The sequence below is a fragment of the Providencia sp. Marseille-Q8014 genome (assembly GCF_965112055.1).
The window spans coordinates 1,208,989-1,222,696 of the sequence record NZ_CBCOPT010000001.1 but is presented as its reverse complement, the minus strand read 5'-3'; the positions used below and the strand labels follow the sequence as shown (position 1 = coordinate 1,222,696).

At 40.5% G+C, this 13,708-nt stretch carries 13 protein-coding genes; 7 read left to right on the top strand and 6 right to left on the bottom strand.

Features of this window, described 5'->3' with window-relative positions; all coding sequences use genetic code 11:
- Positions 1-32 precede the first annotated feature (32 nt).
- Positions 33-569, bottom strand: a complete 537-nt coding sequence (gene hpt / locus ACWPW6_RS05305; RefSeq protein ID WP_154622716.1) for a hypoxanthine phosphoribosyltransferase — start codon at positions 567-569, stop codon at positions 33-35.
- 357 nt (positions 570-926) lie between these two features.
- Between hpt and ACWPW6_RS05300 the strand changes: the two genes are divergently transcribed.
- Positions 927-1,463: a hypothetical protein gene (locus ACWPW6_RS05300; RefSeq protein WP_250000146.1), complete on the top strand. Its 537-nt coding sequence runs from the start codon at positions 927-929 to the stop codon at positions 1,461-1,463.
- Between the two features lie 189 nt (positions 1,464-1,652).
- On the opposite strand, the gene cueO is transcribed toward ACWPW6_RS05300, so the two are convergent.
- Complete coding sequence (cueO, locus tag ACWPW6_RS05295; protein WP_250000145.1) at positions 1,653-3,275, bottom strand: multicopper oxidase CueO; 1,623 nt, start codon at positions 3,273-3,275, stop codon at positions 1,653-1,655.
- A 247-nt stretch (positions 3,276-3,522) separates the two neighbouring features.
- Here cueO and ACWPW6_RS05290 point away from each other — a divergent pair, with 247 nt between their 5' ends.
- Complete coding sequence (locus ACWPW6_RS05290) at positions 3,523-3,870, top strand: YacC family pilotin-like protein (RefSeq protein WP_154622590.1); 348 nt, start codon at positions 3,523-3,525, stop codon at positions 3,868-3,870.
- Between the two features lie 39 nt (positions 3,871-3,909).
- Here ACWPW6_RS05290 and ACWPW6_RS05285 read toward each other — a convergent pair whose 3' ends face one another.
- On the bottom strand, positions 3,910-4,953 hold the full coding sequence (locus tag ACWPW6_RS05285) for an AbrB family transcriptional regulator (RefSeq protein ID WP_257759755.1): 1,044 nt from the start codon (positions 4,951-4,953) through the stop codon (positions 3,910-3,912).
- A 149-nt stretch (positions 4,954-5,102) separates the two neighbouring features.
- Between ACWPW6_RS05285 and ACWPW6_RS05280 the strand changes: the two genes are divergently transcribed.
- Complete coding sequence (locus tag ACWPW6_RS05280; protein ID WP_154623568.1) at positions 5,103-5,513, top strand: GNAT family N-acetyltransferase; 411 nt, start codon at positions 5,103-5,105, stop codon at positions 5,511-5,513.
- Positions 5,514-5,584: 71 nt separating this feature from the next.
- On the opposite strand, the gene ACWPW6_RS05275 is transcribed toward ACWPW6_RS05280, so the two are convergent.
- Positions 5,585-6,217, bottom strand: coding sequence for a TetR/AcrR family transcriptional regulator (locus tag ACWPW6_RS05275; RefSeq protein ID WP_154623569.1), 633 nt, complete (start codon positions 6,215-6,217; stop codon positions 5,585-5,587).
- Between the two features lie 316 nt (positions 6,218-6,533).
- Between ACWPW6_RS05275 and ACWPW6_RS05270 the strand changes: the two genes are divergently transcribed.
- Together ACWPW6_RS05270 and ACWPW6_RS05265 are read left to right on the top strand one after the other, a co-directional pair.
- Complete coding sequence (locus ACWPW6_RS05270) at positions 6,534-7,757, top strand: Tm-1-like ATP-binding domain-containing protein (protein WP_154623570.1); 1,224 nt, start codon at positions 6,534-6,536, stop codon at positions 7,755-7,757.
- 10 nt (positions 7,758-7,767) lie between these two features.
- The gene (locus ACWPW6_RS05265; protein WP_154623571.1) at positions 7,768-8,595 is read left to right on the top strand and encodes a phosphoenolpyruvate hydrolase family protein; all 828 of its coding nucleotides are present in this window, start codon (positions 7,768-7,770) and stop codon (positions 8,593-8,595) included.
- A gap of 184 nt (positions 8,596-8,779) precedes the next feature.
- Here the strand turns inward: ACWPW6_RS05265 and ACWPW6_RS05260 are convergent, their stop codons facing one another.
- On the bottom strand, positions 8,780-9,484 hold the full coding sequence (locus ACWPW6_RS05260) for a hypothetical protein (protein WP_195848170.1): 705 nt from the start codon (positions 9,482-9,484) through the stop codon (positions 8,780-8,782).
- Positions 9,485-9,697: 213 nt separating this feature from the next.
- Positions 9,698-10,594 (bottom strand): diaminopimelate dehydrogenase, encoded by an 897-nt coding sequence (locus ACWPW6_RS05255; protein WP_163860824.1) that lies wholly within the window; start codon positions 10,592-10,594, stop codon positions 9,698-9,700.
- A gap of 208 nt (positions 10,595-10,802) precedes the next feature.
- On the opposite strand from ACWPW6_RS05255, the gene ACWPW6_RS05250 reads away from it, so the two are divergent.
- Entirely contained in the window at positions 10,803-12,149 is a 1,347-nt protein-coding gene (locus tag ACWPW6_RS05250; protein ID WP_154623573.1) for an MATE family efflux transporter, read from the top strand.
- Between the two features lie 207 nt (positions 12,150-12,356).
- A complete protein-coding gene (locus tag ACWPW6_RS05245) occupies positions 12,357-13,676 on the top strand; it encodes an L-cysteine desulfidase family protein (RefSeq protein WP_247047652.1) in 1,320 nt (439 codons plus the stop codon).
- Positions 13,677-13,708 lie beyond the last annotated feature (32 nt).

Here is a 13,708-nt window from a genome sequence, read left to right as displayed (position 1 = left end):
GTTGTGCGCCGTATGACGAGTAGCGTGAGTGATTACTCTTCGATCAGTGTAACGTGACCAATATAGGGTAAATGACGATATTGCTGCGCGTAATCGATGCCATAACCCACCACAAATTTATCTTCAATCGAATAGCCAATCCATTCAACTGGCACATCCACTTCACGACGTGATGGTTTATCGAGTAGCGTACAGATAGCCACTGATTTTGGACCACGCAACTCAAAAATTTCGCGCACCTTATTTAAGGTATTACCTGAATCAATGATATCTTCGACAATCAAAACATGCTTTCCACGAATATCTTCATCTAAATCTTTGACTATCTTAACATCACGACTTGAATTCATCGCATTGCCATAACTTGAAACAGTCATGAAGTCGACTTCATGAGGCGCGTCAATTTTACGACATAAGTCAGCCATAAAAATAAAGGAGCCTTTTAACAAGCCGACTAATACCAGCTCGCCTTCAATATTTTTATAATGCTCACTAATTTTTTCAGCAAGTTCACTGACTCGCTGGCTGAGCTCTTCTTCAGAGATCATAACTTCAAGAGTATGTTTCAATTTACCAATACCTATTTGTTTTCAATACTAAAAATCATATTTCATATCAAAGAATTCGCACATTTAAGAACGAAAAAGTAATAACATACAAAATATGAGAACAAAATTTTCAGCAAGTATAACAGAACTCACCATTTGTCGTAAAAGAGGATCCTGTGACTTGTTATAAATTTTATCAAATACGTAGAATGATATTCAAAACACATTGATATAAAAATCATCAAAAACAAAATAAATAATTACAAAACAATTGGATATAAATTTCGATTAACGTCAAGAAAAGAGAAATTTAAGACTATTGATAACGTTATTTAATGAATAAAATAAAAGCTCACAAACTCAAAAAGGAAATTGTTGATGCCTTTACCACAAAGATTAGCCCCTCAAAAACCCCAGAAACAGAAGATTGCTCGCCTGAAAACGCTATTAGAACTAATCACACATGAAATCCAACACCATCAGCGTAATGAATACGATATAACTGTACAAAAACACATTTCACAATGGAATGAAATTGCAGTCAGGACTTTCGAATTTCATGAGTTTAGAGATTACCCTTCATGGATCAGCGAACAAGACTTTATCTGCTCCGCACTCCTTCAATCCTCCTATATTGATGACCTTAAGTTCGATGAGCTTGTCATGATTATCGATTTTATTTGCAGTGCGGAAGGAAGCGAAGCAGAGCAAGGCCATGCATTGGAATTGCTAGATATCAATTTTCCCAATGCAAATGCTTCAGATTTGATTTATTGGCCAGATGAATGGTTTAACAATGAAGAGATAGACGATGAATTCAGTGCTGAAGAGATTGCTTGTTACCTTTGTCTTCATTCCGGTAGGATCCTCGCTAATACACCAGAAATTGCGTTACGCTACCCTTTACCCAAATAACCATTATTGACCTAATGAGTGACATGCCTATTTTCACTTTCATCGCATTGCCACAGACCATGCCGTATAAGCTATAAATGATAACAACAACCAAATGACTTTATTGTTCACTTTCTAATTGTTAGGGGCTAACAGTATCCACAATAGTCAGCCCCTAACATACTCAACAATTAATGAACCGTTAGCCTGTTAGCTAACAGTGAATCCCATCATCATGCCTGTATCTTCATGCTCTAATAAATGGCAATGAGCCATATAAGGATGCTGTTTAGTGGCGGGATGTTTGAATTCAACTAATACCTCACTGACTTGGCCTTCAACCTTAACGATATCCTTCCAACCTTGTCTGTGTGGTTCCACGGCTCTACCATTCTCTTTCAATATACGGAAACGTGTCCCATGAACATGGAATGGATGCAACATCATATCCCCACGACCCGAAATCACCCATAGCTCTTGTCGATTCATGGCAGCATCAAAGGCTGCTTCTGTCATAGAAAAGGCTTGTCCATTAATCGTATTGGCGTTGTATATATCTAGCTCACCTGAATTTGTTCCACAATGGCCGCCACTATTACGCATTCCCCCCATATTACCATGGCCCATATTGCCATGATCCACACCACTGTTCTGCATCATATGACCTTGCATCATGCCACCATGGCCCCCCATATTGCCCATAGCTTGGTCACCATAGCGCTCACGTAGCATCATCATACCCTGCATATCCAAACGCATATCCATCATTAAATGGAAACGACGACGAGTTAATCCAGCTAATGAAGGCAGTGCTGGTAAACTTGCCAACTGAGTCGGTAACTGCCCCTCACTCGCACTCATCGTGGTTTCGACATGCAGTACAGGTAAAGGTTGATCAAATGGTGCAAGCGTCATTCCCATTTGATTAACCGGTAATGTCACTAAATCGAAAGAGCGGCCATCCGTTGCATCAATTAAGATTTCAAACCTCTCCCCCATAAGAATCGGCAACTCTGTGACTGCGATAGGTTCCGCAAGTAATCCACCATCACTCGCCACCACATACATTTTGCGGCCATCACTCGTTGAGATATTCAAGCTACGTGCGTTACAGCCATTAAGTAGTCTGAAACGTAACCAACCTTTCGGCGCGACGTGCTTAGGGAATACCGCGCCATTGGTTAACATGAGATCACCAAACCAACCTACCGCTGCGCTCATCACATCTAATTGATAATCAATTTGTCCATCATCCTTAAGACGCTTGTCCTGTAAAATCACAGGGATATCATCAACGCCCCAGGTACTCGGCAATCCATGCTTATTGCTTTGCTCATCTTTAATGATAACCAGACCCGCAAGCCCCATGGCGACTTGATGGCCTGTTTTTCCGTGTGTATGAGGGTGGAACCAACAAGTGGCTTCTGGTTGATCTACAGTGAAATTAACTTTGCGGCTAGCTCCTGGCTTAATAATTGCCTGCGGTCCACCATCCTGTTCTCCTGATATTTCAAGGCCATGCCAGTGAACGGTCGTCTCTTCCGGTAATTGATTAGCGATATGAATATTGACGTTTTGACCATTTTTCAAGCTAAGTGCTGGCCCGAGTAGATCCCCGTTATACCCCCACGTTGTTGTTTTTTTACCCGGAACAAATTGAGAAACCCCTTGTTTAATCGCAAGTTGAAGATTACCTTGCGCATCAGGTTCTATCAGAGGTGGGATAGCCAGTGTCGGGTAATTGTCGGCAGCCACAGCGATACGGCTCCACACAGGCAGTGCACTTGCAGCATAAGCGATAGCACTTAGCTTAATGAAATCGCGACGTAACATTGATAACCTTCCTTTTATTTATCAAATTAAAAACCGAGTAAAAATTCTATGGCACTGTAGGCTATTACCGTTTAGAGCCAAAATATGGTTTAATATCTAAAAATGATAAAGCTTCCCCTTACAGGAAGGTCAAGGAAACCATAGGGTTGTTAGGGGTATATTACACTTATTTAAGAAAAATATACTTGACTAACAATTCTATTATTATGTTAACGTTACTTGACATAAAAAACAGATAGAATATTGAATGCGCAAATTTACTGTGATTTTTTACATCATTACTCTGTTAGGGATAACACATTCTGCCAGAGCACTGACCCCCAATGAAGCTGAAGATCTTGCCGATCTGACGGCGGTTTTTATCTACCTAAAATATGATTGTGGCTATTCACAAATCCCTGATAGGGAAATTGAGCGCGCAATTGTCTATTTTGCCCGTAGTAATAAATGGGATCTTGGTGATTACGATTCTCACAAGATGACCATGCTCAACAAAGAAAGCTACAACGACCTAAAAGGTATCCCGCTATCACAAGAATTTAAGTGCCAATCTCTTGCCCGGGATTCATTAGGCTTGTTTGCTTATGTGAAATAATTCCCTCCCCTTCACTAGGGGAGTTATCATTATTTCACTTCAACCTTCCTTTTTCTTCACGCGTCTTTCTTGCCAAAACATCACTATCGAAGGGATACTTTGAATAATTACCATCCTAATGATGTGATTTGACATGACAAATCCAGCATCAAGGTTCATGGTGATCGCCGCAAATGTCATCGCTTCCATGCTTCCTGGCGCCCAAGCCAGCAGCAATACCGATAGAGGATAGCCAGTGACCCATGCAGCAAACAGTGTGATCAGTAAGGTTAAAAAGATATTAATCACCACCACTTGGGCAGATGAATAGATATTTTTGATCAATGACGACAGTGGAAAAACAATAAAGTGGTTACCAATATTCATCCCGATCAAAACCATACTGAGCTCAGTGATCATCACCGGAAAATGAATTTGTACATCAAGCCAGCCTTGGATCAACGTCGCGGCACCTAATGATGTCAACATAAAGGGGGCAGGAACATGCATTCGCTGCAATACCAAGCCTAATCCTAGTCCTGTTAATACAATCACCGTTAACCAGAAGGTCGCTTCCAATGTTAAGGATGGTAGTACAATCAGAGGCTGAGGATCCCCATGACTACCTACCACAATTCCTGCCAATAGAATTAAAATAATGAGACGGATCGTATGAGAAATCACGATTTTTTGTGGAGGCGTATGCGTATGATCTGTTAAGGCTAATATGGCAGCCATGGCTCCCGGAACAGAGCCCAGCATCGCTTCTTGTTTTGTCCATCCGACTTTGCGGTGAAACCAAAAATAACTGAATGAAAATTGGACAGCCAAGCAGACGATCAACAGCAGAAGAAGTAGAAATAGATTCTCTGCTTGCCCTAATGAGACTTGATTAAACATCAGTCCCACAGACGTTCCTAATGATATCTGAACAAATGTGAGGGTATATTTGGGGATAGCAAATTGAATGTTGAAGCGATTAAAAACAATCACTGCAATGATTGGGCCAAACATAAGAGCGAGAGGTACGCCAAGATAAGTGAGGGTTCCACCAATTAAGGCACAAATAGCAATGCCTAAGCCCATCTTCAATAATCTTATCATCGCGAAATCCTATTACTCTAAGAGCACTTAGCGCATCGATATCATCTGTAATAATCTTAATAGTATCTTCTTAATACTTTAAATTCATTAAATTATTAAATAGTATATAAACTCATAAATTATCATTACATTGAAAGATAAGAAAAATTATGGCAATACGCGTCACAACATCCCCTGCTAAATCTGAAATTGCACATATACATCAATCATTGATTAACTATAACTTACAATTTTTCAGTGAAGATATTCATTCTCCATTAGCCGTATTTTATGAGCAAGAAGAGGCAATATTAGGCGGAATAACAGGTTCAATACTCGGAAATTGGCTACGAATTGACTACTTTTGGCTTGAAGAATCATTGAGGAAGCAAGGCATCGGTTCACAATTGCTACAAGCGATGGAAAATAAAGCGAGAGAGTTAGGTGCCAAATATGCTCAAGTCGATACGTTCAGTTTCCAAGCAAAACCTTTTTATGAGAAACAGGGCTATCAGGTGATCTCAACACTCATTGATTACCCAATTAAACATGAAAGATATTATTTTATGAAATCTTTGTAACTCCACCTATTTTGTAACTCCACCTATAAGGAACGATAGGTTTTCCCCTACCGTTCTTTTAATGCGATACCTCAGCATTCTCGGGCATTTTTATCTGCTGTGGCTTGGTTAATAATCGCTTTCGCCATCCACTGTGCAATTTCAATCACCTCAGCGTCATCTTGCTTCCAAATATCTTTGAGTACTAGAAAGATTTCAGAGCCATAAATGACTGAAAATGCTTTGATAACTTTATCAATAACATCTTGCGGATAGTCATCTTTCATTGGTGCAGTAACCATCGCGAGGATATTTTTACGGTTTCCTCTTTCCAGTGGTTTTTCTTTAGGATCTTGCGTCAGAGCGCGACTTTGTGCCCATTGCTGTAACGATACTTGTAATGCGGCTCTCAAGACGCCTTCATGCTCAAACATTCTAGGGAGTGCATATGTCAGCAACTCCTCAATACGCTCTTCCGTTTTTTCACTTTGCGGTCGCCATGTCAAAATGGGCCCTAAACTGGCATTAACAGTTGCCGCAATCAAATCACTTTGCGTTGGAAAATAGCGATAAGCTGTTGCTCTTGATACGCCCGCCTCAATAGCAAGCTCCGAAATAGAGGGCATATCCCCTTTTTCAAAAAGAGCCAGTGCCGTATTCACCAATAAGTTATAAGTTCGCTTCCTTGTTCCTTTATATTCATGATTAGAATATGTGAATGACATCGTTTCCCTCCCTTTAAAACATGTTCGCTACTATAGTGAATGGGTGACTCATCATGACACTTTACAATGGCTACAGCTACTGCTTATTAATAACGATGAGAATGTTATCGTTCGTCTGTTATAAAAAATGCGGTTTTTAATATGCCATTAAAATTTTAAAATGCTTATTTATCATTGAGATAAAAATATAACATCATGATATTTAAATAAACCCCAAAAATGAGACTGTAATCTCATTTTACTTTTATCCAAAATGATACTATAGTCTCATTCAGATGAGAAATTAAACATCTTCCTAACCTGTAAGGATTTTCCGATGAAACAGCATCAGGGATACATCTATATAGCAACCACGCTAGATACTAAAAGCGATGAATTGTTCTATGTCTGCGATTTGATCAAAGAAGCAGGTTTATCTGTACGTTCAGTAGATTTGACGACGCAACCAACTCAACTAAACAGAAATGCAGATATTAAGGCTCTCACTGTTGCGGCTTACCATCCTTCCGGAGCTGAAGCCGTTTTTTGTGGTGATAGAGGAAAAGCCATTGAAGCTATGTCACTGGCTTTTAGTCTGTACCTCAGTGCCCAAGATGATGTTGCCGCTATTTTAGGTTTAGGAGGTTCCGGTGGTACAGCGCTAATTACTCCAGCAATGCAAGCGCTCCCTGTTGGCATACCTAAACTGATGGTTTCAACGATGGCGTCAGGGGATATATCCGGTTATATCGGTGCAAGTGATATTTCAATGATGTATTCGGTCACCGATGTCTCAGGTTTAAATGTTATTTCTCGTAAGGTATTAAAAAACGCTGCAAATCAAATTGCAGGTGCCGTTTATTTTAATCGTGAAGATAAATATGAAGAGGCATCAAAACCTGCTATTGCACTGACTATGTTTGGCGTCACTACCCCGTGTGTTCAACAGCTAACCGAGCAACTTGAATCACAATATGACTGCTTAGTTTTCCATGCGACGGGAAGTGGCGGTAAAGCCATGGAAAAATTAATTGATAGCCACTTATTAGATTCCGTATTGGACATCACGACAACGGAAGTGTGTGACTATCTGTTTGGTGGCGTTTTAGCATGCGATGAAGATCGTTTTGGCGCAATCGCAAGAACACAAACACCTTGTGTACTGTCATGCGGGGCGCTAGATATGGTCAATTTTGGTCGCCCATCGACAGTACCAGAGCATTATCGTGACCGGTTATTCTATAACCATAATTCACAAGTTACGTTAATGCGTACAACAAAAGAAGAAAATCAACAAATGGGTCGTTGGATTGCCGATAAGCTTAACCGCTGTGAAGGGGAAATTCGCTTTATTATTCCAACAGCCGGCTTCTCTGCACTGGATATTGAAGGTGCCCCATTCTGGGATCCAGAAGCAGACCAAGCCTTTATTAATGCATTAACCGAAAATCTTATAACAACAGAAAAACGCAAACTTATTTTGAGTCCGTACCATATCAACTCAATTGAGTTTTGCGAACAAGTTATTCAATTACACCAGGAAATTTTGAACAACAAGTAGAGGTTCATCAATGAAACATAATCGCGAAAGCTTACTGAAAAAATTCAGAGAGATGATCGCTCGAGGCGAACCAATTATTGGTGGTGGTGCCGGTACCGGCCTATCCGCAAAATGTGAAGAGGCTGGCGGTATAGACTTAATCGTTATTTATAACTCAGGTCGCTACCGTATGGCTGGACGCGGTTCACTCGCGGGCTTACTGGCTTATGGTAATGCTAACGAAATCGTGATGGACATGGCAAAAGAAGTCTTGCCTGTTGTAAAACACACACCTGTACTTGCTGGAGTTAACGGTACGGATCCTTTTTGCCAGTTTGACCACTTTCTTGACGAGATCAAAGCAAAAGGGTTTGCTGGGGTACAAAATTTCCCAACCGTTGGCCTAATAGATGGTAACTTTAGGGCTAACCTAGAAGAAACCGGCATGGGATATGGCTTAGAAGTCGATATGATCCGTTTAGCCCATGAAAAAGGGTTATTAACCACCCCTTATGTTTTCAGCCGTGAAGATGCGATAGCAATGACCGAAGCCGGTGCTGATATTATTGTTCCTCATATGGGCTTAACCACAGGGGGGAATATTGGCGCAGAAACGGCACTAACACTTAAAGATTGCGTACCTTTAATCAATGACTGGGCCAAAGCGGCAAAAGCAGTACGCGATGATGTCATTGTTCTGTGCCATGGTGGTCCAATTGCAACACCTGAAGATGCGGAATATATATTAGCAAACTGCCCTGAATGCCATGGTTTTTATGGCGCTAGCTCGATGGAACGTTTGCCAACTGAAGTCGCACTCACTGCAACAACCCAAAAATTCAAAACCATTAAGCGTTAATACGCAAAACAATATAAGCATAGGCTGCAAGCAAATAACGTTCATCAATCATAATTATTAAGCCGCTTTAATCACAATGAGACTTTGTCAACACCAGGGCACCTACTTCGGTAGGTGCTTTTTTATTTATTTTACCCTGTTGGCCTTGTGGCATATGAAGATTATTACCTAATTAGACATTAGCCTATTTTTTACTTAATAGTTTAAAAAATAGTGGTAACACGACAGGTAAACCAAAATATAAAACACCAAAAGCAAAGGCAACGTGTGGTTTTTCAGGAAATTCTCCACCGTGTGGGATTGTATTATAGTAGTCGATTGACGATAAATAATTGGGCGTCAGTCCACCATAAGGGACTAGCGAAGACACGATGACTACCAGAACGATGCAAAACATAAAATTTACCGCCATCATAGCGGAATTCCCCAAATTCTCTTTACGCTCTTCATCAGTTCGGCTACTAAAACCGTATAATATGCGATTTAATATGGTGAAACTATATAAATAAAGGATCAGCGGCGAATCACCAAGCACGGAGTAATTAAACGCAAAAGCAAACAGTCCATATAATAATGCAAACCCTATCAACACCTTGATATTATTGGTTATTGACATAAAAACACCCGAGTGTACTAAAATAAACTCGAAGATAAGGATCAGCGTTAAGTTATAAATTAAAGCAACATCATAATATTCAGGAAAAAACCAAACAGAAAAAATAAAACCAACATAAAAAAGAGAAAAACACACGCTTATTATTTTTGACAAAAAACGCAATACACTAAATGCATGTTTATTTTCTACAACTGTTTGTGGGGTGCTTTTTGCTGAAAAGAATGTTTTTGTCTCTGTGGTGATATTATTTTTTCTTTTTGAATTTTTAGCCATGATAAAGTCCTTTTTTATCTCAAACTATCTAGCTGACCTCATTGAGACAACGTCAATCATCCCATAAACTATCCACTAATAAGGTAAATGACAACATCGTTGCGGATAAAGAAGAATATAACGAGCTTTCTTAATACGATGCGACATTTGAAGTATAACGCGTATCAACGGAACTGGCATGAGTGCATTCATTACAATCATGCCATCCAGTGATTACACTAACTTAGCAATCAAATTATCAAGATCACCTTGTAAGAAATTCACTGGTGGAATTTCAATCACAGTATATGCCCCTGGTGATTGCTTCATCGTTGCTCGTGCTGCGGAAACCATAAACTGAGAAGTTAATGCTGGATTATTAATACGCATTGAGTATTCAAATAGTTGATTGTGTGTCGCGCCAGAAACACCTTTATGCGTCATATGTACACCATGACCAACGTCTTTTAGTGCATCTACACTATCCACTTGGCGAATATGTGTTTCATCGGAAGCAAAATAGCTATCCGCTTTAATGGCTTTAGCCACTTCATCAAAATTTGCATTTGCAGCGAGTTCCACATAAACCATGCGGCGATGCACTCCGGTACCCAGTGGAATGGTGACCGATAAGGCATCCTTCACCCCATCAATCGCTTTTGCTGCAACACTGTGCCCCATGCTCATTCCTGGGCCAAAGTTAGTATAAGTAACGCCTTTTGGTGCCATCGCTAACATTAAGGCACGCATAATGGAGTCAGAACCAGGATCCCAACCAGCAGAAACAATGGCAACGCTATCGCGTTGTTTAGCAGCCTTATCTAAACGTTTTTTTAATGCCACGATCTCTGAATGGACATCAAAGCTATCAACCGTATTAATCCCCAGATTTAAGATTTTCTCCGCTAAATCACCAATTACACGAGTCGGAGAGCACAGCAGCGCAACATCTACTTTGCCTAATTTTTCAATATCATCGACAACAGTATGCCCTACTAACTCTGCTGGGATATCTTGTCCATTTCGACGAACTACGCCAACAAGTTCAAAATCTTCAGCTGCCAATACCGCTTCGAGTGCATAGCGGCCAATATTGCCGTATCCCACTATTGCGGCTTTAATTTTTGTCATTGTGACTCCTTTACTATGCTGATGTTGTTTTTTGCATTGATAAAATGAATATCAATCTAGAATAAATTAGCAGAATCATCATTATTAAACAAAAGATTAACTTCCTTTTAAATAAGCGTATTTAAACTCTATTAACTCAACATAAATGCGGGTAGAATCAGCCTACTTTTCTGGTATATCACTTTTTAAATTATTTTGAAGGTTCTTAATGCATCAATCTGATGTCACTGAGAGATCACTCTTTTCTCTCAGTTGGCCAATATTTATTGATATTTTTCTTCATTTGGCCACATTACTCATCAACACCTATATGGTGAGCCATGTTTCAACAGCCTACCTAGCGGCAATGGGGGTGGGAAATCAGGTATTTGATCTGTTTATCACCATTTTTAACTTTATCAGTGTGGGGTGTAGTGTTGTTATCGCGCAATATTTAGGGGCTGGGCGACGTGAAAAAGCCAGCCAAGCTATCCACATCTCTATCGCTTTCAACTTTTTATTAGGTTTTTCCAGTGCCCTGATTGCACTCTTTTTTGGTTATAAAATTCTTAGCATCATGAATACACCATCTCATCTTATGCAAGATGGTTATGCATACTTACATATTCTAGGAATCTGTTTAATCCCTGAAGCGATATCCATTATTCTTGCGGCTTGTTTGCGCGTCTATGGCAAAGCTCAACCTGCAATGTGGGTAACACTGATAGCTAACGTCATCACTGTATTTGGTAACATGATTGTTCTTTATGGCTTTTTTGGCCTACCTCAATATGGCCTTGAAGGCGTCGCCTGGTCAACCGTCGTAGGGCGGGTTGTGGCTGTTATACTGCTATTTTGCTTATTATTTTATGGGCTAAGAATTAAGTTCTCCCCACAATTACTGATACGCTGGTCACGTAATATGTTAGGAAAAATCCTGCATATTGGCTTGCCATCTGCCGGCGAAAACTTAGTGTGGATCCTACATTTTATGACCGCATCTGCGTTTATCGGTTTAATGGGCGAAACATCGCTAGCGGCACAAACACTTTATTTCCAACTCTCACTTTTTATTATGCTATTTGGTATTTCAATCAGTATAGGTAATGAAATTATGGTGGGGCACCTTGTTGGTGCTAAACGTTTCGATGATGCTTACAAACGCGGGCTGAAAAGCCTCAAAATGGGCTTTTATGTCACGATTGGCGTAGTCTTTTTCTTCTGGTTATTCCGAGACCCTATTCTTGATAATTTAACTGAAGATCAAAGTATTATCCATGTGTTACTGCCTCTGTTCTTACTCTCAGTCTTTTTAGAACCGGGTCGTACCATCAATATTGTTATGGTTAACGCATTAAGAGCGTCAGGTGATGCGCGTTTCCCACTGTGTACCGCCATTATTTTTATGTGGGGAGTTGCGATTCCACTAGGCTATTTTCTTGGTATTAAAATGGAAATGGGCTTACTGGGTATTTGGATCGGCTTCTTTGCTGATGAGTGGTTACGTGGTTTAACCAATGCATGGCGTTGGCGTTCTCGGCGATGGCAAAATAAACGACTCGACCTCGAAAGTTGAGATTAACGTCACCTTACTCCTGCCTAAATATTTAGGCAGGAGACTTTGTGATAAAGGTCAAACTTAAAAATACTTTCTACTTTTAACTGAATTAACAGAAAATATTTCTATAAAATTTAAACTTCCCCCCTAACATAATGAAAATTTTCTCCTCATAATTATTTAAAATACCCTTATTAATACGATGTTCTTGAAGGGGAATTTACGATGCAAACTCAAGCCCAGCCACTTCTTTGGCAGTACTTTATCAATGCAGTCAAACAAGAAGTTAAACCTGCTTTAGGTTGCACCGAACCCATTTCATTAGCACTCGCGGCAGCAAAAGCAGCCTCTTGTATTGAAGGTGATATTCTTCGAGTCACCGCATTAGTCTCACCGAACCTAATGAAAAATGGGATGGGTGTAACTGTGCCAGGAACAGGTATGGTGGGTCTGCCTATTGCTGCGGCATTAGGCGCTCTTGGTGGCGATGCGGATGCCGGACTTGAGGTATTAAAGTCAGCGTCAACTTCGGCTATTGAGTCGAGTAAAAACATGCTCGAACAAGGCCTAGTGACTGTGAATATTAAACAACCTTGTGATGATGTCATCTATTCAGAAGCGACAGTGTTTACTGACAAAGGTTCTGCAACAGCGATTATTGCAGGGTCACACACCAACCTCGTAAAGATGATGGTTAATAATGATGTCATTTTTGATATCAACCAAAAAGCACCATTAAACACTTCTCCTGTTGATTGTGCTGCCGATGTCGCACTCCCTGAGGTGACCGCAAAAGCCGTTTATCAATTCGCAACCCAAGCCCCATTTGAAGATATTCGCTTTATTTTAGAAGCTGCACAGTTAAATGATGCACTCTCGCAAGAAGGGTTACGTCATGTCTATGGCTTGCACATAGGAAAAACACTCCAAGCTCAACGTGATCGTGGATTACTATCAAAAGATCTTTTATCTGAAATTATGATACGGACATCCGCAGCATCTGATGCTCGCATGGGAGGGGCGATATTGCCCGCGATGAGTAACTCAGGTTCAGGCAACCAAGGGATTGCTGCCACCATGCCCGTTGTTGTCACGGCAGATTATTTGCATTCAACAGAAGAACAATTAGCTAGAGCATTAATGCTATCCCATTTAATGGCTATCTATATTCATAATCAATTACCTGCCCTTTCCGCATTATGTGCTGCGACAACTGCCGCGATGGGTGCCGCCGCAGGTATCGCATGGTTGCTAGAATCACGCTATGAAGTCGTCGCAATGGCAATATGCAGCATGATCGGTGATGTCAGCGGTATGATTTGTGATGGTGCATCGAATAGTTGTGCCATGAAAGTTTCAACAAGTGCAAGTGCGGCCTACAAAGCCGTTTTAATGGCGCTCGACAACAGCTGTGTAAGAGGCTCTGATGGCATTGTTTCCGATGATGTCGATCAATCGATAGCAAATTTATGTTCGCTAGCGACAGGCTCAATGCGCCATACCGATGTGCAAATTATTGAAATCATGGCAGCCAAAGCCCGTTAATCCTAAGTAAGTCAAAAAAACAGATAACTGTA

What these genes read in the sequence shown, in the direction of transcription:
- cueO (WP_250000145.1), bottom strand. Translation starts at nt 3,275, where the DNA reads ATGTTACGTCGCGATTTCATTAAGCTAAGTGCTATCGCTTATGCTGCA.
- ACWPW6_RS05255 (WP_163860824.1), bottom strand. Translation starts at nt 10,594, where the DNA reads ATGACAAAAATTAAAGCCGCAATAGTGGGATACGGCAATATTGGCCGC.
- ACWPW6_RS05300 (WP_250000146.1), top strand. Translation starts at nt 927, where the DNA reads ATGCCTTTACCACAAAGATTAGCCCCTCAAAAACCCCAGAAACAGAAG.
- ACWPW6_RS05280 (WP_154623568.1), top strand. Translation starts at nt 5,103, where the DNA reads ATGGCAATACGCGTCACAACATCCCCTGCTAAATCTGAAATTGCACAT.
- ACWPW6_RS05260 (WP_195848170.1), bottom strand. Translation starts at nt 9,484, where the DNA reads ATGGCTAAAAATTCAAAAAGAAAAAATAATATCACCACAGAGACAAAA.
- ACWPW6_RS05290 (WP_154622590.1), top strand. Translation starts at nt 3,523, where the DNA reads ATGCGCAAATTTACTGTGATTTTTTACATCATTACTCTGTTAGGGATA.
- ACWPW6_RS05250 (WP_154623573.1), top strand. Translation starts at nt 10,803, where the DNA reads ATGCATCAATCTGATGTCACTGAGAGATCACTCTTTTCTCTCAGTTGG.
- ACWPW6_RS05265 (WP_154623571.1), top strand. Translation starts at nt 7,768, where the DNA reads ATGAAACATAATCGCGAAAGCTTACTGAAAAAATTCAGAGAGATGATC.
- ACWPW6_RS05270 (WP_154623570.1), top strand. Translation starts at nt 6,534, where the DNA reads ATGAAACAGCATCAGGGATACATCTATATAGCAACCACGCTAGATACT.
- ACWPW6_RS05245 (WP_247047652.1), top strand. Translation starts at nt 12,357, where the DNA reads ATGCAAACTCAAGCCCAGCCACTTCTTTGGCAGTACTTTATCAATGCA.
- ACWPW6_RS05285 (WP_257759755.1), bottom strand. Translation starts at nt 4,953, where the DNA reads ATGATAAGATTATTGAAGATGGGCTTAGGCATTGCTATTTGTGCCTTA.
- ACWPW6_RS05275 (WP_154623569.1), bottom strand. Translation starts at nt 6,217, where the DNA reads ATGTCATTCACATATTCTAATCATGAATATAAAGGAACAAGGAAGCGA.